This is a genomic window from Candidatus Xiphinematobacter sp., from assembly GCA_016766635.1.
Lineage (GTDB): Bacteria > Verrucomicrobiota > Verrucomicrobiia > Chthoniobacterales > Xiphinematobacteraceae > Xiphinematobacter.
Map to the genome: position 1 here is coordinate 110,732 of CP068473.1, position 25,404 is coordinate 136,135.

At 48.9% G+C, this 25,404-nt stretch carries 27 protein-coding genes and 2 tRNA genes; 20 read left to right on the forward strand and 9 right to left on the reverse strand.

Going from position 1 to position 25,404, the window contains the following annotated elements; genetic code table 11:
- The first annotated feature begins 14 nt into the window (after nt 1–14).
- Entirely contained in the window at nt 15–1,214 is a 1,200-nt protein-coding gene (locus JMM79_00485; protein QQY08458.1) for an amidohydrolase family protein, read from the forward strand.
- Between the two features lie 183 nt (nt 1,215–1,397).
- Here the strand turns inward: JMM79_00485 and JMM79_00490 are convergent, their stop codons facing one another.
- Entirely contained in the window at nt 1,398–1,580 is a 183-nt protein-coding gene (locus JMM79_00490) for a hypothetical protein (protein ID QQY08459.1), read from the reverse strand.
- On the opposite strand from JMM79_00490, the gene JMM79_00495 reads away from it, so the two are divergent.
- Nucleotides 1,579–2,496 carry a D-alanyl-D-alanine carboxypeptidase gene (locus JMM79_00495; GenBank protein ID QQY08460.1) on the forward strand — a complete coding sequence of 306 codons (918 nt, stop codon included), beginning with the start codon at nt 1,579–1,581 and terminating at the stop codon, nt 2,494–2,496. The two genes, JMM79_00490 and JMM79_00495, sit on opposite strands and share 2 nt — an antisense overlap.
- A gap of 159 nt (nt 2,497–2,655) precedes the next feature.
- Nucleotides 2,656–4,536, forward strand: coding sequence for a UvrD-helicase domain-containing protein (locus JMM79_00500; GenBank protein QQY08717.1), 1,881 nt, complete (start codon nt 2,656–2,658; stop codon nt 4,534–4,536).
- Between the two features lie 59 nt (nt 4,537–4,595).
- Here JMM79_00500 and pdxH read toward each other — a convergent pair whose 3' ends face one another.
- Nucleotides 4,596–5,243: a pyridoxamine 5'-phosphate oxidase gene (gene pdxH / locus JMM79_00505; protein QQY08461.1), complete on the reverse strand. Its 648-nt coding sequence runs from the start codon at nt 5,241–5,243 to the stop codon at nt 4,596–4,598.
- On the opposite strand from pdxH, the gene JMM79_00510 reads away from it, so the two are divergent.
- Nucleotides 5,242–5,448: a hypothetical protein gene (locus JMM79_00510; protein QQY08462.1), complete on the forward strand. Its 207-nt coding sequence runs from the start codon at nt 5,242–5,244 to the stop codon at nt 5,446–5,448. The two genes, pdxH and JMM79_00510, sit on opposite strands and share 2 nt — an antisense overlap.
- A 461-nt stretch (nt 5,449–5,909) precedes the next feature.
- Here JMM79_00510 and JMM79_00515 read toward each other — a convergent pair whose 3' ends face one another.
- From JMM79_00515 to JMM79_00535, 5 genes are all read right to left on the reverse strand, one after another.
- A complete protein-coding gene (locus JMM79_00515; GenBank protein QQY08463.1) occupies nt 5,910–6,227 on the reverse strand; it encodes a hypothetical protein in 318 nt (105 codons plus the stop codon).
- A 461-nt stretch (nt 6,228–6,688) separates the two neighbouring features.
- On the reverse strand, nt 6,689–7,459 hold the full coding sequence (locus JMM79_00520; GenBank protein ID QQY08464.1) for a triose-phosphate isomerase: 771 nt from the start codon (nt 7,457–7,459) through the stop codon (nt 6,689–6,691).
- An 8-nt stretch (nt 7,460–7,467) separates the two neighbouring features.
- Complete coding sequence (locus JMM79_00525; GenBank protein ID QQY08718.1) at nt 7,468–8,685, reverse strand: phosphoglycerate kinase; 1,218 nt, start codon at nt 8,683–8,685, stop codon at nt 7,468–7,470.
- The gene (gene gap / locus JMM79_00530) at nt 8,672–9,730 is read right to left on the reverse strand and encodes a type I glyceraldehyde-3-phosphate dehydrogenase (protein ID QQY08465.1); all 1,059 of its coding nucleotides are present in this window, start codon (nt 9,728–9,730) and stop codon (nt 8,672–8,674) included. The genes JMM79_00525 and gap overlap by 14 nt, the downstream gene beginning before the upstream one ends.
- Before the next feature lie 60 nt (nt 9,731–9,790).
- Entirely contained in the window at nt 9,791–10,351 is a 561-nt protein-coding gene (locus JMM79_00535) for a shikimate kinase (GenBank protein ID QQY08466.1), read from the reverse strand.
- 582 nt (nt 10,352–10,933) lie between these two features.
- Between JMM79_00535 and JMM79_00540 the strand changes: the two genes are divergently transcribed.
- Nucleotides 10,934–11,914, forward strand: coding sequence for a threonylcarbamoyl-AMP synthase (locus JMM79_00540; GenBank protein QQY08467.1), 981 nt, complete (start codon nt 10,934–10,936; stop codon nt 11,912–11,914).
- Nucleotides 11,907–13,496: a murein biosynthesis integral membrane protein MurJ gene (gene murJ, locus JMM79_00545; protein ID QQY08468.1), complete on the forward strand. Its 1,590-nt coding sequence runs from the start codon at nt 11,907–11,909 to the stop codon at nt 13,494–13,496. Before JMM79_00540 ends, murJ begins: the two co-directional genes overlap by 8 nt.
- 101 nt (nt 13,497–13,597) lie before the next feature.
- Here the strand turns inward: murJ and JMM79_00550 are convergent, their stop codons facing one another.
- Both JMM79_00550 and JMM79_00555 read right to left on the reverse strand, forming a co-directional pair.
- On the reverse strand, nt 13,598–14,482 hold the full coding sequence (locus tag JMM79_00550) for a bifunctional 5,10-methylenetetrahydrofolate dehydrogenase/5,10-methenyltetrahydrofolate cyclohydrolase (protein ID QQY08469.1): 885 nt from the start codon (nt 14,480–14,482) through the stop codon (nt 13,598–13,600).
- Nucleotides 14,469–15,119, reverse strand: a complete 651-nt coding sequence (locus tag JMM79_00555) for a lysophospholipid acyltransferase family protein (protein ID QQY08470.1) — start codon at nt 15,117–15,119, stop codon at nt 14,469–14,471. The genes JMM79_00550 and JMM79_00555 overlap by 14 nt, the downstream gene beginning before the upstream one ends.
- A 598-nt stretch (nt 15,120–15,717) precedes the next feature.
- Between JMM79_00555 and JMM79_00560 the strand changes: the two genes are divergently transcribed.
- From JMM79_00560 to sctR, 14 genes are all read left to right on the forward strand, one after another.
- Nucleotides 15,718–15,790 (forward strand) — tRNA-Thr (locus tag JMM79_00560).
- A gap of 73 nt (nt 15,791–15,863) precedes the next feature.
- Nucleotides 15,864–17,057 (forward strand): elongation factor Tu, encoded by a 1,194-nt coding sequence (tuf, locus tag JMM79_00565; GenBank protein QQY08471.1) that lies wholly within the window; start codon nt 15,864–15,866, stop codon nt 17,055–17,057.
- 38 nt (nt 17,058–17,095) lie between these two features.
- A tRNA-Trp gene (locus tag JMM79_00570) sits at nt 17,096–17,168 on the forward strand.
- A 44-nt stretch (nt 17,169–17,212) separates the two neighbouring features.
- A complete protein-coding gene (locus JMM79_00575) occupies nt 17,213–17,428 on the forward strand; it encodes a preprotein translocase subunit SecE (protein ID QQY08472.1) in 216 nt (71 codons plus the stop codon).
- Between the two features lie 42 nt (nt 17,429–17,470).
- Nucleotides 17,471–18,034, forward strand: coding sequence for a transcription termination/antitermination factor NusG (gene nusG / locus JMM79_00580; protein QQY08473.1), 564 nt, complete (start codon nt 17,471–17,473; stop codon nt 18,032–18,034).
- A 90-nt stretch (nt 18,035–18,124) separates the two neighbouring features.
- Nucleotides 18,125–18,277 carry a hypothetical protein gene (locus tag JMM79_00585; protein QQY08474.1) on the forward strand — a complete coding sequence of 51 codons (153 nt, stop codon included), beginning with the start codon at nt 18,125–18,127 and terminating at the stop codon, nt 18,275–18,277.
- A gap of 288 nt (nt 18,278–18,565) precedes the next feature.
- Nucleotides 18,566–19,387, forward strand: a complete 822-nt coding sequence (gene sctJ / locus JMM79_00590; GenBank protein ID QQY08475.1) for a type III secretion inner membrane ring lipoprotein SctJ — start codon at nt 18,566–18,568, stop codon at nt 19,385–19,387.
- Between the two features lie 6 nt (nt 19,388–19,393).
- Nucleotides 19,394–20,146: a hypothetical protein gene (locus tag JMM79_00595; protein QQY08476.1), complete on the forward strand. Its 753-nt coding sequence runs from the start codon at nt 19,394–19,396 to the stop codon at nt 20,144–20,146.
- Complete coding sequence (gene sctL, locus JMM79_00600) at nt 20,124–20,735, forward strand: type III secretion system stator protein SctL (GenBank protein QQY08477.1); 612 nt, start codon at nt 20,124–20,126, stop codon at nt 20,733–20,735. The genes JMM79_00595 and sctL overlap by 23 nt, the downstream gene beginning before the upstream one ends.
- Entirely contained in the window at nt 20,732–22,105 is a 1,374-nt protein-coding gene (gene sctN / locus JMM79_00605) for a type III secretion system ATPase SctN (protein ID QQY08478.1), read from the forward strand. Before sctL ends, sctN begins: the two co-directional genes overlap by 4 nt.
- Nucleotides 22,102–22,623 carry a hypothetical protein gene (locus JMM79_00610; protein QQY08479.1) on the forward strand — a complete coding sequence of 174 codons (522 nt, stop codon included), beginning with the start codon at nt 22,102–22,104 and terminating at the stop codon, nt 22,621–22,623. The genes sctN and JMM79_00610 overlap by 4 nt, the downstream gene beginning before the upstream one ends.
- Nucleotides 22,616–23,503 (forward strand): hypothetical protein, encoded by an 888-nt coding sequence (locus tag JMM79_00615; GenBank protein QQY08480.1) that lies wholly within the window; start codon nt 22,616–22,618, stop codon nt 23,501–23,503. Before JMM79_00610 ends, JMM79_00615 begins: the two co-directional genes overlap by 8 nt.
- The gene (locus tag JMM79_00620; protein QQY08481.1) at nt 23,500–24,696 is read left to right on the forward strand and encodes a FliM/FliN family flagellar motor switch protein; all 1,197 of its coding nucleotides are present in this window, start codon (nt 23,500–23,502) and stop codon (nt 24,694–24,696) included. The genes JMM79_00615 and JMM79_00620 overlap by 4 nt, the downstream gene beginning before the upstream one ends.
- 28 nt (nt 24,697–24,724) lie before the next feature.
- Nucleotides 24,725–25,387, forward strand: coding sequence for a type III secretion system export apparatus subunit SctR (gene sctR, locus JMM79_00625; protein ID QQY08482.1), 663 nt, complete (start codon nt 24,725–24,727; stop codon nt 25,385–25,387).
- Nucleotides 25,388–25,404 lie beyond the last annotated feature (17 nt).

The window sequence follows — 25,404 nt, forward strand, 5'->3', positions numbered from 1 at the left end:
GTCTCCGCGCACGTATGGTGTTAACTCCAGGAGGACCCATTGAAAACGCTGCTGTAATAACAATGGCAGAATGGATAGTGGCTGTTGGCCCCTTTGAGGACCTGGATGCTGTGCAGGTGGAGGAGGAGATAGATCTCGGTGAGCAGCTTTTGCTACCTGGGCTAATTAATGCCCACTGCCACCTGGAGTACACCATCATTGGGCGGTCTGTTACCCGCACAAATTGTTTTACACGGTGGATACAAAACCTCAACTCCCTAAAAAGGTTCTGCACTGATGGGGACTACTTGGCAGCCGTTAGAATGGGATTGGAAGAACTTTCCAGGTGGGGGATCACCTCGGTTCTTAACATTGCTTCCCATCCAGCCCCTCTTCCTCGTTTTCCTCTATTATCTCCTCGAGTTTGGTGGTTTTTTGAGCTAATGGATGTCCGGTCTCGTATTCGTGCGGAGGCCCTTCTTGGAACGATGGCCGAGTTTCTTGGTGGGCATTCTATGGGAAATAGCAAGGTCGGCCTCGCACCCCACTCCCCCTATACTGCCTCGGTTGCTCTCTATCGTTTTGTTAAGTTCTGTGCAGAAAAATACATACTCCCGGTCAGTACCCACCTTGCCGAAACGTCCGAGGAGCTAGAAATGTTTCGCGATGGTGTTGGTTCTCTCTTTGAATTCCTACAAGGATTGGGGCGTAATATGTCGGACTGCGGAAAGAAATCGCCTGTCGCCCTATTGCTAGGGGAAAAGCTCATGCCCATGGGAGCACTCCTTGTACATATGAACTATCTAGATGAAGACGATTGGACGTTCATGCATAATCATCGAGACTTCCACGTTGTCCACTGTCCAAAAACTCATGCCTACTTTAGAAGGAAAAAATTCAATTTTGACCGTTTTAAACAGTATGGCATTACCACCTGTTTAGGCACAGATAGCTTGGCCAGCAATGACTCATTGAATTTGTTTGAGGAAATGCAGCTCTTTCTGCATGAACATCCTTATGTGTCTGAGCCAGAAGTATTTAAAATGGTTACTGCTCATCCAGCAAAAGCAATTGGACAAGCACATAGGCTAGGAAAGATTGCCCCTGGGGCATATGCTGATCTCATTGCAATCCCCTACATAGGAGGAGAAGCAGATGCGTATGCGGCAATAATAAGCCATCGTCACCCTATTGGGTGGAGAATGATTCATGGTACCTTGCCTCCAGACCAGTGAAAAATCTCTTCTGTTCTGGGCTGGTGTGCCTCTTCGAAGTCGAAGCTTCTATTTCCAATGATGAGTGGTCATTAATAAATCAAATGTTGAGGAAAGATGAAATCACTTCACATCCACTTACCTCTGCCGCAACTACAAAGGGGTTATCTACCAGAGTTTTTTTAAAACAACGTACAGCTCTTCTTATCCGTCAAACCGGTTCGTGAGGTTCCCCTTACCTCTTCTGGGGATTTTCTTGCGTAAATGGCGGCCTTGAAAGACATTGGCGCGATCCATCTTATCCCTCGGAATGAACAGGTCCATGGGCACATCTATTGTCTGCATCTTCTGCAAGATGCTTCCATTGACGTCTGTATGCTCTCTCATGGTGATTCCTGTCCCGGAAGCCAATGCAAACCTTCGCTCTTACAAAGAGCTAATTACTTTCAACAGACGACACCCCTTTCATAAGGCTAGTCCTCCGGTTCTTACCGCAAAGGCGGTAGTGTTATTTGACGCCCACACAGGCACAATACTGTTTAGACAAAACGAGACCCAGCCAAGACAAGTCGCTAGTACCCAAAAGCTTCTTACCGCCCTGATTGTTGCGGAAAATGGCGGTCTAGACAAACCTGTAACCATCAAAAGATCTGATACTATGGAGCCTCCTCTTAAGTTAGGGCTACGGCCTGGGGAAACATATACTCGCCGCACGCTCCTTACCGTAATGTTAATGAAAAGTGCAAACGATGTAGCTGCTGCCCTGGCACGAGATAATGCGGGCAGCGTAGCGGCTTTCGCAGAAAAGATGAATCGGCGTATGGTCGAGTTACACGGTAACACCTCCCACTTTGCCAATCCTAATGGCCTACCACTAAATGGACAGTACTCCACCGCACGAGACATGGCTATTGTTGCAAGAGCCGTGTACGCTTATCCTCTCCTGCGGGCTATTATCAACTGCCGCACCTACCACTTTTACTTTAACGATGGAAAAATTAGATTGCTCTGCAACACCAATCATCTCCTAAAATATGCCTTTTGCAATGGTATGAAAACTGGGTATACCAGGGGCGCTGGCCATTGCCTGATCGCGAGTGGCAAATGGGGGGAAAAAGAGGTAATTGCGGTGATTCTCGGGGTGTCTGTACGCTTGAGGATATGGGGAGAAGCGCAAAGCTTACTAGCCTATGGGCTCGGAATGCGGCCTGAGGAGGTCACTGCTGCACGGCTCGTCTCCCCGTCCAGAACGGGCGTGGCCCGTTCTCCGTTTAAATCCAAAAAGACGTTTGGGAGGGGATAACGTTGCTCGCCATGCTTTTTGGTGTCTTACCTCCCTCTAAATGTAGGGTTAGTGCTAGTGGTAGGCATTAGTTGTTTAAACTAGATGGCAACGAAGCAGAACCAGACGACAGTGCGCTCCCAAGGAAATGCTATTTGGTCCAGTCTAGATGCTCAACAGATGGCTGCTGTAAGAGCTAAAGTAGGGGCTAGTTTGGTAATTGCCGGAGCAGGAAGCGGAAAAACTCGCACCTTGACTCACCGGGTAGCCTGGCTACTGGAGTTGGGGGTTCCAGCAAAAAATATCCTTCTTTTGACATTTACCAACAAAGCGGCGAGAGAGATGCTCGGGCGCGTCACTGCCTTGATTCCACAAGGCAGTGACGGCATTTGGGGAGGGACATTCCATGCCATTGGGAATCGCATCCTGCGCGTCCATGCGGACAGGCTTGGATTTCATCGGGGATTTTCTATCCTTGATCGTGAGGATCAACAGAGGATGATTGCTTCCGTAGTGAAGGAGGAAGGATTACTCGCCACAGGCGAGCATTTCCCGAAAGCAGAAGTACTTTCAGCAATCTTTAGTCTGGCAGTTAATGCCGCGGATCCTATCTCAGCTGTTTTAGCGCGTCACTACCCCTATTTTACTGTTCTGGCAGAACAGATTGGGCACATAGCCACCGTGTTCAAGAGACGCAAGTACGAAGCTAATTCCATGGATTTCGACGATTTGCTCGCTAAACCCCTCGAGCTACTGGAGGCGTACGGAGACATCGCAGAGTTTTACGGGGAAAAATTCTCCCACATCCTGGTGGATGAATACCAGGACATCAATCAACTTCAGTCTAAATTTGTGGAGCGACTAGCTGCTAGACACGGGAATATTATGGCGGTTGGGGATGATGCGCAGTCGATTTACTCTTGGAGAGGGGCACACTTCAAGACCATCCTGGATTTTCCCAAACGCCATCCTAGCGCTTCCGTTTTTCGAATAGAGACCAACCACCGCAGCACCCCAGAGATCCTTTCCGTGGCCAATGTAGTGATCTATGCCAACAAAAACCAGTTCAAAAAAACACTAGTTGCGGCACGCCCCTCTAGGGGAAACAAGCCAACTTTAGCGTCGCTTTCCACAAGTGCTGAACAGGCCTCTTTTGTGGCCGAACGTATCGTCGGTTTCCAGGAAAGCGGCATGTCGCTCAGCGACATAGCCGTCCTATATCGTGCTCATTACCATTCAATGGAGGTCCAACTAGAACTTACTCGTCAAGCCATCCCTTTTTTTATTACGAGTGGACCGCGGTTTTTTGAGCAGACCCACGTCAAGGACATGCTAGCGTTTGTAAGATTTGTAGCAAATTCGAGGGACGAATTTGCCTTCAAACGTATGGTCCAGTTGATTCCAGGCATCGGGATAAGGTCCGCGGCATCTTTCTGGAAAGAGACTGCTACGCTTTTTGGAAGCAGGAACGATTTCTCCCCTCTATTCAAGCTGAAGGTCCCATCAAAATCTAAACGGAGCTGGTCTCATCTGGCTTGTTTCCTGGAAAGATCAAAATCTTTCCTGTCATCTCCTGCTTCCTTAATCGAGGCGGTTCTATCTACCGTCTATGGGGATTACATGAAAGCGCGTTTTTCCGATTGTGACACTAGGCGGGAAGACATTCACACCCTGATAGCATTTGCACGGAACTTCGAGAATTGTGAAGACTTCCTCTCTCAACTTGCCCTGCTTGGAGCCGGAGACGCTACTGACAAGACTCCATCGTCCTATAAACCTGAAAAGGTGACCCTCTCTTCAATCCATCAAGCTAAAGGACTGGAGTGGAAAGTCGTTTTCTTGATTTGGCTGGCGGAAGGCATGTTTCCTAATGCACGCTCCCTGGAAAATCCGGAAGACCTGGAGGAAGAGCGACGGTTGTTTTACGTTGGTATAACGCGCTGTAGAGATGAACTCTATTTCAGTTATCCTAAATTTGGCTTGGGGATTCGCGGTAAAGCCTTTTACTCTCCTTCCCGATTCCTTCGGGGCATCCCGCAATGGATCATAGATCGGCTATAACAATTTTTCTCCACTAAAAGCTTAAAATGAGAGCTAAGGGGTTTAGGGAGAGGCGAGCGCTACGGAGCAAGGCGATCAATTACCCAAACATTCCGAGTATCTTTTCTATACTGTAAGCGATCATGTAGGCGATGTTGTCCACCCTGCCAGAATTCAATTGTTTTCGGGGTTACGCAAAAGCCACCCCAAAAAGGAGGAACAGGAATTTCTCTTTCCCTAAATTTGCTCTCGATGGCTTCCCACTCCCTTTCTAGGAACATCCGGGAGGGGACAATCTGGCTTTGAGGAGATGCCCAGGTGGATAGCTGGCTCTTGCGGGGACGGGAGAGAAAATACTCGGAAGCTTCTGCTGGAGACAATGGCTGGGCCTTTCCAGTAATGATGACTTGGCGTTCTAAGAGTAACCAAGGAAACAACAGTGCAGCAGTCGCGTTCTTTTGCAGCTGGCTGGCCTTACGGCTCTTCAAGTTAGTGAAAAATATAAAGCCGCGTTGGTCTACCCTCTTTAACAAAACAGTCCGGAGGAGTGGGCTGCCATCTAAGTCAACGGTAGCTAGACTCATTGCGGTCGGCTCTGTTATCCTCGCGACGAAAGCCTCGTTAAGCCAGAGGAAAAACTGGTCTATGGGGTCAGGGGGCAGGTCTTTCTTGCGCAATCGTCCAAGACGGTAATCCTTCCGTTCTTCTGTGAAACTCTTTTCCTTCATGATCGGCGTTCTCGGCTATATGGAAAAAGCAATAGATTCTCCAGATTTCCTGGCTGCTCGTCGTAAATCCACCCGTAATAGCGCGTCGGGGGGGGAACCAGGCAATTTTTTGGCTGTTGGAGGAAAAGTAGAACCGAAAAGAGAGGGTCCAGATCTTAACGGGATGGCCGTGATCATCGACAGATTGCTTGGAAGACAGCGCTGAAGTACGATCCATGCAAAGTAAGGTCCAACGAATTAAATTGCTATATCGTAACCCGCTGTTATCTCCTCCCCATGCTCCGCACTAAGCGTCTGTTTTTCACACTCGGTCGCATAAAACAGTGGGCCGAAATGTTTCTCATCTTCTTCCGACATGGAAAAGCATGGGTGCCTGTCGTTCTCCTAGTTTTCTGCTTAGGCGTACCTCCACATGCACGTGGCGCAGAACGCTGCGGGGGACAGCGGTGCACACAAAGAGATAAGCTGGATCCTAAGCTTATTTATTCTGGCTAGAAGGGAAACTGGCCCAGAGTACAAAGTGAATTGTAGCGCCTCTCTATGTCCAGCCAAGTAAGCGTGCATAGACGCTCTAACCCGAAGGCCTCAACGCTGAAGCTGGCTAGGACCGTGCCATAGATAACAGCTAGACGCAACTTTTCGAAAGTAATTCCAGAAGAGTTCTTTTCATTGCAGGCATTGGCAAGGTAGCCTATCATCCTTCCCCCCCGCGAAACTGTCCCCAGCACCGGTGGGATCACGGACCGCTCCTAATGGATATGCTGGACAACTGAAGAGGGAGTTTTTTCCAAGAAGCAAAGCTCCGTGTTCTCCCTTGCTGAGAACTACGAATTCTGGTCCTAGCTCAAGGATAAGATTACCGGCGCGTACTAAGTCTGTCACCCCAGTCAGTTCCCGTGCCTCGTGCTCGTTAAGAATAAGCATATCCGCGTATCTTAGCAAGGACAGCAAAGTTTTCCTGGCCTCTTTTATCCAAAAATCCATGGTATTTGCTGCGATAAAGAGGGGCGATTGCACTTGACCTAGGGTATATTTCTGGAGTTTCGGTGAAACGTTGGCTAGTAACAGTAACACATACGGAGTAGTCTGGTAGACTCTAGGAAGAGTTGGGGGAGAAATCTTGAAGCACGTTTAGCCTCGTAGAAATTGTTGTTCTCCCGTCCATGTTAGTATGGCACACTACGGACTACTGGAAGGTTTTTCCTTTTGCAACCTGCAATCCATCCAGACCAACTGATCTGGAGGCTAGCAAGCTCCAGTATTCTTCTGGGAAATCTTCACCTACAACTCCTACAAGGCGTACTGGGGAAAAAAGCTAGCTGCGATAGTAGAATAAGAAGCCGAACCACCTAGCAGCTTCTGCCTTTCCTGATAGGGCGTCTTGACGTGGTCCATGGCAACAGACCCAAATGACAAGTACAGGTGGCATAGGCCTCTATACTACCCTAGGGTAGCTCGTTAGCAGCCTTTATTATGTCTGCGAACTTACGTGCTTCTAAACTAGCCCTACCTACAAGCACCCCATCAATATCTGGCTGTGAGAGAAACTCGACTACATTGGCAGCGTGAACATTTCCTCCGTATTGGATCGGAATTTTTACGGCGATCGCTGAATCAAAAAGGTGCGTGAGAACGCAACGGATGAAGGTGTGTGACTGCTGTGCCTGTTCCGGGGTCGCGCTCTGTTCCGCACCAATAGCCCAAACAGGCTCGTAAGCAACCACAATGCTTTCTAACTTTGAGGACTCTACTTCTTGTAGAGCAACGCGTAGCTGGTGCTCCAAAACTTCTTTTTCTTTCCCAGCATCTCGTTGCCCCCGAGTTTCTCCGATACAAAGGATGGGACACAGTCTATAGTGCAAAGCCGCGCATACTTTCCTAGCAATTAGAACATCACTTTCCCCAAAAATCTGCCGACGTTCGCTGTGTCCCAAGAGAACATATTGGACAAATAGTTCCCTAAGCATTGTAGGGCTAATCTCTCCAGTATAGGCTCCAGATTCCTCATAAAACATATTTTGTGCAGCAAGACGGATTCTTTGAGAAGCACGAGCGTTAAGCTCAGAAAGTTTTGCTAGCGCCGTAGCAGGAGGAGCAATGAGGATTTCGAATCGGTTGTTTCGTGGAACTTCGGCAGAAAAAGCGCGATAGAAATTCTCAGTTTCTGTCACTGTCATGTACATCTTCCAGTTAGCGGCAATAATTTTCTTGCGCATGAGCTGCCCTATTTTTTATCTGTGAGTGCCTCAATACCAGGTAAATGATTCCCTTCTAGGAGCCTCAAGGAGGCCCCACCCCCCGTGGAAAGAAAAGTCATCTTGTCTCCTAGGTCAAAACTTTTAACCGCGGTAACCGAATCCCCTCCCCCTACTATGGAAACGGACATAGGATTAGCAGCAATTGCTTCTGCAATGGCACGTGTCCCGGAAGAGAATTCCTGGATCTCGAACACGCCTAGAGGACCATTCCATAAAATGGTAGATGCGCGTGCAATTTCTGCAGAGTAAAGAGCCCGAGTTTTTACCCCAATATCCACTCCAATCCAACCGCGAGTAATACCCGTGCTCTGGGAGAAAATGGGGGTATTCCTACACAACGCTCCAGGCCTGACTTTTAGGGTTTCGACAGCATCCAGTGGAAGAAAAAACTCAAGACCCCTTGCCTTCGACAGGGATAGGAGCCTTCTAGCAAGATCGCAATTGTCTGTCCCTAGCAAGCTATTCCCAACTGGTATTCCTTGAGCCTTTAAAAAAGTATAAGCCATGGCTCCACCAATTAAAAATTTGTCTGCTCTTTCTATAAGAGCCCCAATAACACCAATCTTGTCTGATACCTTTGCCCCCCCTAGGAGGACTAGAAAGGGTTTCCTGGGGCTTTTAAGCTGTCCCTGTAAAAAGTGGAGTTCCCTTTCCACAAGCAGACCGGTGGCAGAGACAGGAAGGTGAGCAGCTATACCTACAGTTGAGGCATGGGCACGGTGAGTAGCGCCAAAGGCATCATTAACATAGATCTCCCCGAGCTGAGCAAGCTCTGCAGAAAATATAGAATCATTTGTTTCCTCTCCAGGATGGAAACGGACATTCTCCAGGAGGAGAATGTCACCATCTTTTAGTGCAAGCACCGCTGCCCTAGCAAGTGGACCCACACATTCTGGACAAAAGAAGACGTTCCTGCCACCATTACCGAGTAGTCTCTGAAGATGTTTAAATACCGGCCTAAGAGATAACTTCGCGACCGGCTTACCCTCAGGACGCCCAAGATGGGATAGCAAAACGACGCGCGCCCCCCTCTTTCTCAGAAAGAGCAGAGTCGGCAAGCTTTCTACAACGCGTGTGTCATCAACAAGGCAGGAATCCTCGATGGGTACATTAAAGTCTGCACGAACCAGCACATGTTTCCCGCAAACTTCGAGGTCTCGCAGAGAAAGTTTAGTAGCCACCAGAGTTCACACCACCAATATGCCGCAGTAAGTCCACACACCGATTTGAATAACCCCACTCGTTATCGTACCAGCTGACGAGCTTAAAGAATCTACTATTTAGCTCGATACCAGATCCAGCATCAAAAATGCTGGAGCGAGTGTCATGAACGAAATCGCTGCTGACTACTTCGTCACTAGTAGTAGCCAGGACGCCACTCAAGTAGGTTTTACTAGCCCTTTCCATGGCGGCGCAAATCTCTCGATAACTAGTCTCCCTGGCTGTACGTACGGTGAGATCAACTACAGAAACCGTTGGTGTCGGGACACGAAATGCCATACCCGTGAGTTTACCTTGAACCTTTGGAATTACAAAGGCAACAGCCTCCGCTGCCCCGGTAGTGGCTGGGATGATGTTAATTGCTGCTGAGCGCCCCCCTCTCCAATCCCTTCTTGAGGGACTATCCACCGCTTTCTGTGTGGCTGTATAACTATGAACGGTGGTCAGAAAACCCTCCTCCAGTCCTATCTCCTCCTGAAAAAGCACGTGGACCAGTGGGGCGAGGCAATTAGTAGTACAACTGGCATTAGAGATAATGCGGTGTTTTTTGGGATCATATCTTGCGTGGTTGACACCCATCACAATGGTAATATCCTCCCCCTTAGCCGGGGCGGAGATAATTACCCGGCCAGCGCCGGCATCTAGGTGCCCTCTGGCCTGAATAGCTTCCGTAAATAGCCCAGTACTCTCGATAACAATGTCCGCATTGAGGGATTTCCAGGGGATGGCGGAGGGTCCGTCTTGGATGGACAAGCAGGGTATCCTGCAGTCTCCTACGACTAAAACGTCATCATCCCTTGTGAAGGGAGATGATTTTTCACTATATACCTCACCTAAAAACCTCCCCTGCGTGGAGTCATACTTAAGGAGATAGGCCAAGTTGTTGGCAGCTACCAAATCATTAATAGCCACCACCTGAACTGTCTTTCCAAGTAATCCCTGTTCTATGATGGCCCGGAAAACCAATCGGCCGATCCTACCAAATCCATTGATGCCAACGTTTATCATTTCGCTTTAGTCTAAAAATACATGAGCCCAAAGGAGTACATTTCTCTCTCCGGAAGAACGTCAGTGAGCAGCATGGTGGGCGCTATTGTGCTTCCAAGTGGCAACATCCTCCATAATCTTTGATGTGACCTCCTCGTGGGTCAGATGGGAGGAGTCGATGTAGAGATCCGAGAGTCCACGGTACAACCCCCTCCGTAAGTCCAAGAGGGAGGTGAATTTCTTCCATGGATTCTCCTCACCCTGAAGCAAGGGACGCTCCTTGGAGCGCATGGCACGCTCAAAAAGTGTACCCGCAGTAGCATCTAGCCAAACTACTATCCCCATCTTCCGTAGCAAAACACGGTTCTCCTCTCGAAGCACGATCCCGCCTCCAGTGGAAAGAATCATTCCCTGCTGGCCGGATAGGCGACGCAATGTACAGGACTCCCAGTTCCGAAACCCCTCTTCACCCTCGCGGTAGAAAAGGGTACAAAGAGCCAACCCGCAAGCGTCGACGATTTCCTTGTCAATGTCTATAAAACGCTTCCCTTGTGAGATAGCAAGCTGCCTACCCACTGAGCTCTTTCCCGAACCCATAAATCCAATAAGAAGAATGTTGTCCAACACTTGTCCAGGCTGCATAATCTCTTATAGTCGTTTCATTCTTACAGTTGTTGCAGACAGCTAATTGTATTAATTAATTTGCTGCGCAGGGCAGCTCCGCAATTCTACGGATCTATCCTGCTCGACGAGCAGAACAAAACTACTTTTGAGCTGCCACAGGTATCTTTTACGGTCCATAGCGTCAAGGATGGATGTGGAGACTATAATAAAAAGTGCGAGACGGGCCCTATCCCCCAGCTGGGAAGAGCTTCTCCCACATGTTCCGTTCTTTAGGGAGCTGCGGGGTTTGATGGAATTGATTATGGGGTTCTGCCTGGAAAAATAATCACCCCCCTACCCTAGGGTGCGATCTGTGGCTGCATTTGCAATGTTTTAATTGCCTAGACTAGGCGTAGGTAGTTGGTAGGCATCGCGTTCTTGATGCCGTTACTGCTACTATAGTCCTATAGGATATAGGAGGGTACTATAGGAGAGTAGAAGAAGGGACTGGAATCCCTGCTCGTACGAGAGTTAGTTCACTTCTGACAAAAAAATTCATCCCCCGTTGGTACTTCCAATATTCCAAAAAGAGAAGAGCAATAGACAGACAAGGGAGATACGATGAAAACCCATGTGGTCTCTGTAGAAACAGAAGGAGGATATGTAGAGGAGGCTGTCTATTGGCTTACAGAAGGAGAAGTAGTTGCCCTCCCTACAGAGACAGTATATGGTCTGGCAGCTGATGCCTTAAATCCGGTAGCTTGTGCTAGAATATTTGAAGCTAAGGAGCGCCCGCTTTATAATCCACTAATCGTTCACTTGCCGACAGTCAGTTGGTTAAGGTCCCTTTGTACATTCCCCCGGCTTGCGCAACGTTTGGTAGAGACTTTTTGGCCAGGTCCACTGACGTTGGTTTTGCCTCGCACCTCAACGGTGCCGGATATTGTGACCGCAGGGCAGAGCAGGGTGGCGGTACGGATGAGCGCACATCCCGTATTCCAGAAAATTGCCCAGAGGTTAGAGCGCCCTTTAGCTGCACCAAGCGCCAACCGTTTCGGGAGGATCAGTCCTACACGAGCTGTTCACGTTTTGTCTGAACTTAACGGTAGGATTCCGCTGGTAGTCGATGGTGGGCCCTGTTTACATGGTATCGAATCTACCATTGTCTCTCTTCAAGCAGATCGCCTATTTTTGCACCGGAATGGCCCAATAACAAGAGAAGAACTAGAAGCATTTTCTCCTGTGGAAGATTCCCTGGGGAAGATGATAATAGCACCAGGATCGCTTAAAAGCCATTACGCACCGAAAACTCCCTGTCAATTCTGGGACGGCGCTCCGCCACCTAGTGGGATACGAACAGGATTGCTTGCTTGGAAATCTTCTGGGGAGAACTTCTCGGTTGTCGTGCATTTAAGCCGCCGCTATGACCTTCGTGAGGCAGCGGCTAAACTTTATGTCGGCTTGCGAGAACTGGATGAATATGGAGTAGAACTTATTCTTTTCGAGCGCCTTCCTATGCAGGGAGGTTTAGGAGCAGCCATTATGGAAAGACTCACAAAGGCCACCTTGGCTTTCGGAAAGCGTTTTTTTTCCAATGGCTAAACGATACTCCGGCATCCGGACGGCAGGCATCGTGGCTGGTGCAATCCTTTTCGGAAGGATCATTGGCTTACTAAGAGAGTTGACTTTAGCATCCCTTTTTGGAGCTGGACGCAGCATGGACGCCTTTCTTACAGCGTTCCGTACTCCTAATCTTTTACGAGATTTGTTTGCAGAAGGGGCGCTATCTACAACCTTTATAACTCTTTTTTCCAGAAAAGTGGCAAAGGAGGGCAAAAAATCTGCGTGGCTCCTGGCATCTCGCGTGATTATGTGGGTCACAACATTCATGAGCACAATCGTACTGCTTGGTATTATTGGAGCTCAACCTATCGTTGGAATGCTCGCTCCTGGATTCCCTGAGCACAAAGCACAACTAACCATTTTGCTGTGTCGGATTATGTTTCCGTTCATTTTGTTGGTTTCACTGGCCGCACTGGTGATGGGAATGCTCAACGTCAGTAACGTTTTTGGCATTCCTGCCATAGCATCAAGCTTTTTCAATCTGGGGTTCGTTGGCGGAGGGGTATTTCTTAGTTGGCTGCTAGATCCCTCTTTTGGGGAAAGGTCACTAGTTGGCCTGGCTATAGGAGTTCTAATAGGTGGAGCACTTCAACTTATCATACAGCTTCCCTCCTTACAGAGGGCTGGATTTTCCTTCTATCTAGTCCGCACTTGCCAATGGCATTGCGACCCAGATCTACGGGCTATTCTAAAACTGATGGCTCCAGCTACCCTTGCTGCTAGTGCAGTCCAGGTTAATGTAATGGTTAACACCATTTTCGCCTCTTGGCTGGAAGATGGAACTATCAGTTGGTTGACTTGCGCTTTCCGCCTAATGCAGTTTCCACTCGGTGTTTTTGGTGTAGCAGTGGCAACGGTTACCCTGCCGGCGGTATCTAGGCTGGCAGCCGATAGAAAAATAACCCTTCTACGGGAAACACTAGCTAGGGCAATGCGTTTGTCGGTCTTTCTCACTCTTCCTTCAGCAGTCGGGCTTATTTTTCTAGCCACCCCTATTGTTAGCTTGGTTTATCAACACGGAAAATTTGGCCCGGATGACACCTTACATACCGCAATAGCTCTACAATTGTACGCATTAGGTTTGGTCAGCTATTCTTGCATTAAAGTACTTTTCCCTGCCTTCTACGCCCTTGGTTGCAAGTGGGAGCCTGCATTTGTTAGTCTTCTGTCTATTGGGCTCAATTTGCTTCTCAATTGGTTGCTTACTTTCCAGTTCGGTCTTGGCTATCGTGGTCTCGCACTTTCCACAGCTCTGTCGGCTTGTTTTAATTTTGTGGCTCTCTATTGCAGAATGAGGCCTTATATTGGGGGCCTGGAAAGCCTGCAGTTCATCTCTACAGTTTTACGTACGCTCGTTTCTGCGCTGGCCATGGCGATAGCCTGTTGGGGGCTAACCCATCTGGGAAGTGGATGGATTTCCTCTCCTCATCTCTGGGTGCGCGGCGTGTCGCTACTAACTATTGTTTGCGCAGCTGCCTTGTTCTACCTGGGAACATGCCGGGTTTTAAGAATGGAAGAGATCTGCTCTGTATATACATACTTACAGGCAACTTACTTATGACTTACCCGTGGGCGGCTCAAACCAGGATCGTTACTTCCCTCTCGTGGGAATAATGGATGCTAGGCGCCCCCACTCCTTGCCACCATAGAAGAATGACAAATCTACAAGGATAACCCATGGATTTGACGACATGCTTTGACGGTATTGGAAAGAAGCATAGCTATTGTCATTGGGCCTACCCCACCGGGAGATGGGGTAATCAGTGAGCACTTAGGGGCGACTTGCTTGAAATGGACATCGCCGACTAGGCGGTGTCTTGGGGTACCTGGGCATTCTATGCGATTAATTCCAACGTCGATCACTACTGCACCCTCACAAACATGTCGTCCATCGAGAAAGTGAGGGCGCCCTATGGCGGAGATGAGAATATCGGCTTGGCGGGTGATTCTTTCTAAATTGCGAGTGAGTGAGTGGACCACCGTGACTGTAGCATTTCCTCCAATTCCTTTTGACATGAGCAGAAGTGACATGGGTTTTCCAACAATTCTGCTGCGCCCTAGAATGACGGCGTGGGCGCTGCTGGTGGGGACCTGATACTCTAGGAGCAGGCGTCTACATCCGAGTGGGGTACAAGGGACCAACCCAGAGGGATCCCCTAGCACAAGTTTTGCAACATTGATGGGATGGAATCCGTCTACGTCCTTTCTTGGATCAATAGCGCGCGCAATCTCAATTTCGTTGAGATGGGGAGGGGTGGGAGACTGGACAAGGATACCATGAATCTTCGGATCATCGTTTAGTGTGGCAATGCGGGTAAGCAACTCTTGTTGAGTGATGGTATCTGGAAGCTCTAGCCTAAGTGAGTAAAGTCCTAGTCTGGTACATTGCTCGGTCTTCTTCCTAACGTACACTCGCGAGGTCGGTTGGTTGCCAACCAGGATGACTGCTAGTCCTGGGCGTATCCCATAGGAGGAGAGCGCTGCAATCCTGATACGAGTTTCCTCGTGAACTTTTTCTGCGACACTAATTCCGTCAATCAGCCCCATTTTTTAGCAAAGCCTCGATGCGGGCACGTTCAGCTTCTAGAGTTCCTTCCCCACTACCCTTAGCGACCATTTCATAGGGTGCGATAACTATCCCCACTCGCGAAAAAGGGAGAGGAATCCGGAACCTATCCCAGCTTCTAAGGGTGATAGCATGGGAGAAGTAGGCATGTACAGGGAGGATGCGAGCCTCTGTAGTACTGGCAAGGAAAAGTGGGCCTGGATGAAGATAGTATCGTGGACCACGAGGGCCATCAGGGGTGATGGCGATGTCAAATCCTTGTTGCAACTTTGTAGTGAGCTCCAAGAGTGCTTGAGAACCGCGGCGGGAACTCGATCCCCGCACTGTTCCTATGCGGAAAGCAGCCATAATTGCAGCAAGGATTTCTCCATCCCGGCTCGGGCTAGCGAGCACAAAGACGCCCCGCCGACAAGCAGGGTATTTCCGCAAGAAGGCTAGAGCAACGGCAAAAATTCGATCGTGCCAGAAAGTAATGATCACCGGAAAACTGGGGGGGGCTACTGTAAATCCTGAGTGATCTTCCAGCTGCAGGCGCAGCGTAGCAAGTATAACGCGACTTAGCAGGCCAACGATACTGGTGAGGAATTTTTTTCCAAGAGTCATGAAATACCGCACCATGAAGTAAAGCAGAGATAGCTCAGACTACGTGTCACCGCGTTCCAGTATTCTTCCTATTCCACGCTTGTAACGAGATGGTAACATGATGAGTCTTCTGGCCAGGATTTCAACTACATTGCTTTGCTTTATTATGCTTGGCACACCGGGAGCCGAGACATTTTATGTTGATGGCCCCGGTTCTCTCTACTGGACCTTGTGGTAAATGGGGGTCCCAGAGCTACGCGGAGAACCTGACGCAAGCTAGCAGCAGGTAGACGCGCATTTTCGGTTTTCATCCTGGTACCTGCAAGAAGGCGGGAGAGGAGGCTAATGTGTACAAAGAAAAGAGAGAGGGCAAGGGGGCACGCGGAAGTATAGGGAGGGTTAATCACGTGAGGGCATTGGGCCAGCTCAACGGCTAAGAAGTTTTGAGAAGTTTTTGTCTCGTTGGATTTTGTTTTTGACAGAGTCTTCTAATTAGTTAGCCTGAGTCTCCTCCTCCCCTCGGGAATGAAAATGGATGCGCCTCCTCTGCCTGTGCGTAGGCTGAAAGCGGACGGGGGGTTTCTAGCTTCCCGGGAATAAGAAAGCTCAAGATCTTTTGCTCAAGACAGGTTGTGCCCATGTAGCTCAGTCGGCAGAGCACGTTCTTGGTAAGGACGAGGGCGCCGGTTCAATCCCGGTCATGGGCTCTCGCTCTGGCTTTAGAGGGGCGACTAACGCGAGCACTAACGCTTTATTAGCACCAACGATAACCAATAACAGATGGCAAAAGAAGCATTTAAAAGAGATAAACTGCACTGCAATGTCGGGACCATCGGTCACGTAGACCACGGGAAGACAACTCTCACTGCTGCGATTACTACTTGCCTTGCTAAGCAGGGCAAAGCCAAGGCGTATGCTTATGACGAGATCGACGCCGCACCGGAGGAGAAGGAACGCGGTATTACCATTTCCACTGCTCATGTGGAATACGAGAGCGACTACCGTCACTATGCTCATGTGGATTGCCCTGGGCATGCAGATTATGTAAAAAATATGATTACAGGGGCAGCTCAGATGGATGGTGCCATTCTCGTCTGCAGTGCAGCGGACGGTCCTATGCCGCAGACTCGCGAGCACATCCTTCTTGCCCGTCAAGTTGGTGTACCGTCTGTGGTGGTCTTTCTAAACAAAGTAGACATGGTAGATGACCCAGACCTTCTGGAGTTGGTCGAAATGGAGCTGAGAGACTTGCTTTCCAAGTATGGTTTTCCTGGAAATGATATTCCTATCATTAAGGGGAGCGCTCTGAAGGCCTTGAATGCCGATCTTGAAGGAGAAAAACAAGTTTTACAGCTCGTCGAAGCAGTAGATAAGTACATTCCCACACCGGAGAGGCCTATTGATAAGCCTTTCTTGATGCCCATTGAGGACGTTTTTAACATCGAAGGTCGTGGGACTGTGGCTACAGGGCGTGTGGAACGCGGCATCCTCAAAAAGATGGAAGAAGTTGAAATCGTCGGTCTCTCCAGAGATACTAAGACAAGGAAGACCGTCGTAACTGATATTGAAATGTTCCGTAAACTTCTCGATGAAGCGCGCGCCGGTGATAATGTTGGTCTTTTGCTGCGTGGTCTTAAGAAAGACGAAGTTGAGCGTGGGCAGGTTATCGCCAAACCCAATTCCATTACCGGCCACAAAAAATTTAAGGCAGAAGTGTATGTCCTAAGTAAGGATGAAGGGGGACGTCATACTCCCTTCTTCAGCAACTACCGCCCCCAATTCTACTTTCGCACCACGGACGTAACAGGGAAGGTACAGCTTCCTGAAGGCGTAGAAATGGTTATGCCAGGCGATAACGTTACCCTTGACGTTGAGCTAGATGCCCCTATCGCAATGGAGAAGACTATCCGCTTCGCCATTCGTGAGGGTGGGCGTACTGTCGGCGCTGGTCGTGTTTCCGATGTCCTAGAGTAGATGTTCACTCACTCATATTGGTCACTCACTCACATTGAAGGCCAGTAGCTCAATTGGCAGAGTAGCGGTCTCCAAAACCGTTGGTTGTGGGTTCAAGTCCCTCCTGGCCTGAGCGTGTGGGAGCTGCTCCCCTCTTGGGCCACAAGATAGCAAGGATGATTGAGAGAGCCCGCAACTTCATCGTAGAGGTAAAAGCTGAGTTGGGAAAAGCCCAATGGCCTTGGGATCTTCGCGAAAAAGGACTCAAGCGCTATAAAGAGATAAGTGATTCTACAGTAGTAGTAGTTGTAGCCATGCTACTCCTTGGTGGGTATGTTGCAATTTTTGATCTGATATCGGTCAATCTAGTAGGTTTCCTAACGGCTCTGTGATACGGTGGGGGAACTTAGTTCGATTCAGAAGTTCGATTCAGAATGCCTTTACCTCCAAAAGATCAGTGGTATGTGGTGCATGTCCTCTCCGGGCAGGAGCAGAAGGTGCAAGAAAATATTCTCCGTCGCGTTGAGGCGGAAGAAATGTCTGGTTTGATTTTCGACGTTTTAATTCCAACAGAACGGGTACAAGAAATCAGGCGCGGGAAAAAGACAGAGAGCGCCCGTAAGTTTTATCCCGGCTATCTCATCGTCAATATGCATCTGCTTACGGATAGCAATCATCTGGTCGAAAAGACTTGGTATTTCATCCGAGAAACCTCTGGCGTTCTGGGGTTTGCAGGCAAGAGGGACCGCCCAATCCCCTTGCAGAAGAGGGAAATAGAGAGTGTGCTCGCACAAATGAGAGAACGGGAGGATATAGTTAAACCCAAAGTCAGTTTTGAGGTAGGGGACAAGGTCAAAGTTGCGGATGGCCCTTTCCAGAGTCAAAATGGGATTGTGGAGGAAATTGATCCAGATCGCGGAAAGCTGCAAGTTTCTGTTAGTATCTTTGGGAGAGAAACTCCGGTAGAACTAGAATACTGGCAGGTAGAGAGGGCATAGGCATAAAAAGATTTTTTGGTTGTCTCCCCGAGTTTTCGAGATGCAGGAGGATTGGATTTGGCGGGGCTTGTGTGGCAGGTGAGATGTCAGTTGACATTAGAGAGTAAGGTCGCGCTTGGTGTAGAAACGAATGAGCGTTATGAGGCTCCCCGTGAAAGGGAATCTGGTCCGATGGACTGCTGGTTCGCCCACGATGGTAGAGGTGGAGGCGCAGTGTGCCTCTCTGAGAAGGCAGGCAAGTAGGGCTTCTCTTCCTCTAACACTGCTTTTGGAAGGGGAGGAATTACCCAGGCTGTCAGAATTAAAGAGACTGTTCCATCTGCTGGAACCGTTAATTCTAGATGGGGCTGCCCTTCACATTTGTTGTGAATCTCTTGCAACACAAAGGCTTCTGGAGTTTTGCGGTCTCCATCTAGTCTCAGATCTAAGCAACTGCCGTTCGGTTTAGACTAGCACTCGGCCCAGTCATCAGCGTTCTTGTACCTTGTACTCTAAGTGGGAAGGAAGTAGAGAACAACCCGTGAGAATAAAATGGATTTTGCCTACCGAAAAAGCAAAAGAAAAAGATGGTGGCGGCAAGGTATAGGACTCCTCCTGTGGTGTTACGCCCTATTTCTCATAGGGTGTGAGACGCGAGAACTCCATAGCAATCTCTTGGAGTCCGATGCTAATGCGATGCTCGGGGTTTTGCTAGCACGAGACATTCAGGCCAGAAAGCTTCAGGGAAAGGATAAGCTGTTTTCTGTAGCGGTGCCGAAATCCCAATTCGCTAAGGCGGTCGAATTATTGCAATGGTACGGTATCCCGCAGGAATCTTTTAGCGGGATTGGAAGAATGTTCTCTAAGTCAGGCATTGTTTCTTCCCCTACTGAGGAGAAGATTCGCTTCATGTATGCCCTCAGCCAAGATATTGCAGAAACACTAAGCCATCTGGACGGAATAGTAACCTCCCGCGTAAATCTGGTTCTACCAAAAAATAACCCTTATTCCGAGGCCAGCACACCGTCCTCAGCATCCGTCTTCCTCAAATGTCGGCCTGGCTTCGACACCGTTCATTTGCTGCCGCAAATTAAGGCTCTCGTGATGAATAGCGTCGAGGGGCTTTCCTACGACCGAATCAGCGTAACGGTTGTAGAATCTAGGGTTATGGATCTATACTCTCCAGTTAAAGCAGCGGATACCATGAAAAAAGTTCTAGGTATAAAGGTTGCTTCCGATTCAGTTCGTGTATTGTGGAGAGCGTGGAGTATTAGTCTCTTAGTGGCGACGGTAATTGGAGGCATCGCGGGGTGGGGTTTATTTTGGCTTTTCAAAGAGATACAAGGCAAAAAGATGGTAGCATCCTCTGAGTAGAGAGTCATGTGCTCAGATTTCGGGTTGCCTAAGTTGGCTGTTCCTGAGGAAAGTTGGCATAGAGTGGCGCGTGCCTGGCTGCAAAAGACTGTTCCTCCCGGGAATATTCAGCGGTGGGTTGATTTCCATAATCACCCTACTTCCCAAATGCATCCGGAAAGGTGGGGAAGCGCTGCTTTAGAGTGGCGTATCCCAATTTTGGGGTGTCCGTTAGCGCAAGCTTATGTGGATGAACATTTTAGAAATCTTTGGAACTGGGGGGGGGATTTTTGGACTAGTCCGGAAAGTCCTCTTATGCAGTTGGCTATTAGTGAGCTTTCCTTTCTCCGACGGCTTGCAGCCTTCTCTGGGGCTTTGATTGCCGTTAGGGAGATTAGAAAGACGATAGACAGCAAGAAGGTACTGGAGCTGCGCAGGGGACTGGGAGAGGGCGTCCTCAACTTTGCATATACCACGACTTTATATTCTAGGATAAGCGTTCCGCAGAAGTGTCGACTACAGCAATGGTCTAGGAGCGATAGCTCACCTACCACCGTTGCAGTTCTGAATTCTGGCTGGCTACTGATCGCATGTGCCTGTGCTCTCCTGCCAGCAGAAGAATGGAACCGATTCCTTAGCAGGTTGCCGCATTCCGTTGAGAAGGATTTGGGGCAACGCAATTTTTCATCGGAGGATTCCCAGCTTGCCTGGTGGTGCCTTAGGGAGTTAGTTAGGGTTACAGTGCAAGAGAAAGGAGATGAACACGTACAGATTTCATAAGGAACTGCCTCCAGTACACCAACAAGGGAAGATTCTCAAGGCCTCCTCCTACAAAACTGTCTCTTCAGCCATAGAGTTATTAGAGATCTCGAAAACTGAAGCACAAAAAAGGCGGCAGGAAGCGGAGGTCGAGTGGAGGCGTCAGCAGGAGCTTGGCTACCAAAAAGGCAGTGAAATGGCGCGTCAAGAAGCAATGCGTCATCATTGGGCTACTATTGCAAATACACTGGATTACCTTAGCGCCCTCCAGGAGCAAATGGCAGAGACCATTATAGAAGCTGTTCGAATCCTTATTCAGACAACACCGGATGCAGAACGTGTTTTGCAGCTTGCAGCGGCGGCCGTTGAGCGACTTCAACAGCAATCGTGGATAGTTCTCTGCGTACATCCAGAAGATATCGATGGCGTTAACATCCTACTAGAGGGCTGGAAGAAAATTTTCTTACCAAGGCAAATGCGTGTAGAAACACGTTCCTCCGAAGAGGTTGGAAGAGGAGATTGCGTCCTCGAGTCCCCTATAGGAAGGATCGATGTCTCCTTAGAGGCACAACTCAAGGTTATCCAAGAGCAAATGCAAGAGATGTTATGAGTACTGGAGCTCGATCCCCCTATTGGAAGGTAACCTCCCCCTATCGGGGTGTTGTATCTCCAGATTGGATTGCTCCTCTTCGTAGGTCGTTGCAAACTGTGCGCTCCCGTCCACTGCGTGGTCGGATTACGGCAGTGATCGGCATGCTTGTTAAGGCAGTTCTTTATGGAGTCAGGATCGGAGAACTCTGTGAATTGCGCAGGCGGCACCCCATTGCTCCTATCTTAGCAGAAGTGGTCGGATTTACGAGCGATGAGGTACTCCTTATGCCACTTGGGGATCCAGGTGGCCTTTCTCCGGAAACAGAGGTTATTCCAAGTGGAAAAATGCATGAAGTGGATGTAGGAGACGGGCTACTAGGCCGTGTCCTAGACGGATTTGGCAACTTCATGGACAATATAAAGACTGAATTTGTACCTGAAGCGGTTTATCCAGCTAATGGAAGACCTCCCTCTCCACTTTCTAGACAGCTAGTATCACGCCCACTCTGTCTGGGGATACGTGCTATTGATGCGCTTCTTACTTGCGGAGAGGGACAACGGATGGGCATTTTCGCAGCGGCTGGAGTGGGAAAAAGCGCCCTGTTAGCACAACTTTTGCGGAACACTGACGCTGATGTTGTGGTTCTCGCTCTCATTGGGGAGCGTGGACGTGAGGTCCGGGAGTTTCTGGAGATGGTTTTGACTGAGAACACAAGAGACCGCACAGTAGCCGTTGTAAGCACCTCAGACCGCCCTCCCCTAGAGTGGATCAAGTCAGCTTACGTTGCCACAACTATTGCAGAATACTTTCGAGATCAGGGGAAACGCATCCTTCTATTAGTTGATTCTTTAACACGGTTTGCACGTGCTCAGCGGTTGGTTGGCTTGACTTGCGGAGAACCTCCAGCCCGCCGTGGGTTTCCACCTTCGGTATTCTCAGTGCTCCCACAGCTCTTGGAACGCGCTGGTAACGCCAAGGTTGGTTCCATTACCTCACTTTATACCGTCCTCGTGGAGGGGGATGATATGAATGAGCCAGTGGCAGATGAAGTTAGGTCCTTGCTAGACGGTCATATTGTCCTCTCAAGGACTCTAGCAGCAGCAAATCATTTTCCCGCTATAGCTATATTGGACAGCGTTAGCCGAGTGATGACCAATATTATAAGTTCTGAACACGCGAGCGCTGCCGGGCGGGTGCGAGAACTAATGGCTAGATATGAAGAGGCTGAACTCCTCTTAAAAATCGGAGAGTATAAGGAGGGAGTAGACAGTTTGACCGACGAAGCCATCGCAAAAAAAGAAAAGATCAGTAGTTTCCTTCAGCAAAAGTTTGAGGATTTCTTCAGTTATCAAGAGAGTGTCCGCCAGCTAAAAGAATTGGCACAATGACGAACGCCAAACGGGACAAAAAAAGAGCGCTAATATTTCTGAAGCTTCGCAGAGCAAAGGCTCAGATTGCTGCAGTGAAGAAATCAGTTTGTCTGCGCCGACAAAAAGAAATATTCCAGGGGTGGAAGCGCGTAGAAAAACAAGCACTGGACTATGCACATGCCCGAGACAAAGAGATGAGCACTGTCCTTAAGGGGATCTATACAAAACACTTGGTTTACCGCAGGAGCCTGGAGAGGGGGTATGCCAGTTTCTCTTGGCGTACCAAACAGTTGAGAGCATTACAGGAGGCTGCCTCAGAAAAAGCGGCAGCCTATTCTCAAGCTCTAGAAGAAACATCGCGAGCACGCGTGGAGCACATACACGCCGAAAGCAGGTCAGACCAGGCAGTCTGCCTCTATAAGAGGACGCTCCTTCGCCATCTACGGGAACTTCTATACGCAGAATCTGAGGAAAACGAGGAAGTTGCCTCTAACAGATATATTTTAAAGTCCTTGAGGGCTAATTTTTATGAGTGAAAAGATTTCTTCCGATGTACGAGCCTTCATATTTAAGGACGAACGCTACCCACTTCTATTTGTAAGACCTGAACTTTCCGAGGCGTCTTATTTCCAGAGCCTTATGGAAGGCCAGGATGACCACCCGTTGAGACCTTATGATAAAGTAGCTCATCTGCCTTCTCATAGAGCAGGAAGGGCAGAAATTGAGAAAATGTGGCAAAGGGACGGAAGCAGCATAGTGGATCGCCGTAGCGGTCTAATGGAAGCAAATGAGAGCAGCGAAGAAGAGGAGAGCAATCAGGAAGAACACGAGAACAATCAGTGTCTTTTGCCGTTTTTTTTCACTGGTGCGAATGGGGAATTTTCACTGCATCCAGGTTTAGGATGTAATGAAGAGGTCAAAGATGAAGAAATTAAGAAAGTCCCCATCGGGACACAGCACTCTTTGCTTGGCAAGCTAACATTGTCCGCCACTGTAGACCACGCTTGTGCTGGAAAGGGAGGAGTCGCTGAGGGTAGTACTAACCTGTTCACTGAGGGAATAAATTTGGCGCAGTGTGAACTTCAAGAGCTGGTTGGCAAAAGTGTCTCCCGTATGGAAATTCACGGGGCCCACTCCTTGAGTATACAACCTAGATCTGACAAGCTACAGGAGACCTCGATAGAGATACAAGGGTCGCTGAATGGGGATTTTCTTGTGTGCATAGCCACTTCCTCCGAGGAAGCCCTAGCAGTCATCCAAACGCATCTTGCTACAATCCACAGTAGATTTTTAGAGGCCTTTCCATTTAGGCCGCTCCGACTAAGAATAAAGTACTCTGAGAATCCCCCCCACGGAAGGGTTCTTACAAGAGAAAGGAGAGAAAAGCACGCCAGTCTTCACCGGAAAGAGACATGATGGAGCAATTTAGGCCGAGGCAGGTAGCCCCCATTGAGATAGAGATATGGGAAGATTTGGTTTCATCCCAGTACCAGTTGCAGGTATCCGCCCTGGGCAAGAAGTGGAAGTTCCGTTTCCTTCTGGAGGCGTTATCAATACCCAAAAGCGCTGCTGTAGGCACCATCCGTCTAGGCGACTGCTTTGGTATTATTAGATGTAAACTATTGCCAACAAGATGGTTACATGAGATCTTACATGTCCCGTGTGTGGATGCTCTTGTGGAGCCATTTCGTTCAGCTGTAGTAGCAGTACTATTGCAGGATTTTCTCTTAGAGCTTTCCAAAGTAAGTCAGCTCCCTATTCAACTCGTTAAATCTCCTTCCGTCCTGGTGGGGGAAACGCTTTGTACGCTTTATTGGCAAATGGCAAACGACTTTGACGAGCCAGAAATCATAGGCAGCTTAACTGCCGAAGAGGGGTTCATTACTCAGGTGCAGGACGTTGCCACTACCTGGCCGGTAGTGCCTAGAAAATTGCCAGAGTCCTTGAAGATGCCTGCAGACATATTGATCGGTTCTATTTCTCTCTTATGGAAGGAATGTAGTTGTTTGGAGGTAGGAGACGTTCTGTTAATAGGGCCAGTGGAACACTGGAGGCAGGGAGATTTTCTGCTCCGTGTCTTTCAAGGAAAAAAACCAGGGTTACTGATACCCACAAACCACACTCATTCCATCATCACTGGAATGCTCGCTTTAATGAAAGACTCAGAAAAACACGACAAGGGCGACAAAGATAAAAACCCTACAGGAGAAGGATCTTCAGGGCCTGAAATGCCAAACCATCAAACACCTGGTGGCGAGGCCGGAACTCCCGTAACAACCTGTGATGGGGATCAGTGGTTGGATGACGTAGAGGTGACACTTGAGTTTAGCTTGGGGCAACAGAATATCAGTTTAGGAGAGCTAAGGCGTATAGGCCAGGGGCATCATTTTCCTATCCATGCCCCGCCGGATTGTTTAGTAAACATCTTGCTGCAAGGGCAAAGTATTGGGAAGGGAGAGTTAATCCAAGTAGGAGAAGAGGTAGGGATTTTGGTACGGGAACTTAGAGGATTTGAAAAAAACAGCCCTATTTCTCAGGCAAGCGGGGTAGCTACTAAGTCTAACGGGGTTTCGGCTTCCGCCACTATGTCCGGGGAAGAGAGCAACTAGAGAACAAGAAGTAGATTAGCTTTTTTTCATGACCCTTAGCTTTCCAAATCCCTCTCAGATCATCCTAGTACTAGTGGGGGCTTCCCTCCTGCCATATCTAGCAGTACTGGTAACTTCTTTCACGAAGATCATCGTGGTACTAGGAATTTTAAGAAACGCTCTGGGTCTTCAGTCTACACCGCCCAACATAGCGCTGAACGGCATCGCTGTAATTCTTTCTCTTTTCATCATGCAGCCGGTCTGCTTAAAAACATGGGAGCTCCTTAAACAGCAGCGTGTTGACTGGTCTACAGCTTCCTTCCAGGAGATGGAAGCGGTCTGGCGGGGTATCAGTCCCCCTGCCATTCAGTTTCTCAGAAAAAACAGCCAGCCGGAAATGAGGCGCTTTTTCATAGAAATCGCCCGCAGGAGATGGCCGAGGGACCAGTGTAACAAACTTGATGAAGAAAGTCTTTTCATCCTCGTTCCTGCCTTCATGCTTACGGAGTTGACTGCTGCATTCCAGATTGGGTTCATCATCTATCTTCCTTTCCTCGTCGTTGACCTAGTCGTTTCAAATATCTTGCTTGCCCTGGGGATTATCATGATTTCTCCCACGGCTATCTCGCTTCCTTTTAAGTTGCTGCTCTTTATCTTCGTAGATGGCTGGACACGCCTTTTGGACGGCCTAGTAATGACCTATCGCCTGTGATAAGTAGAACCTCCGAG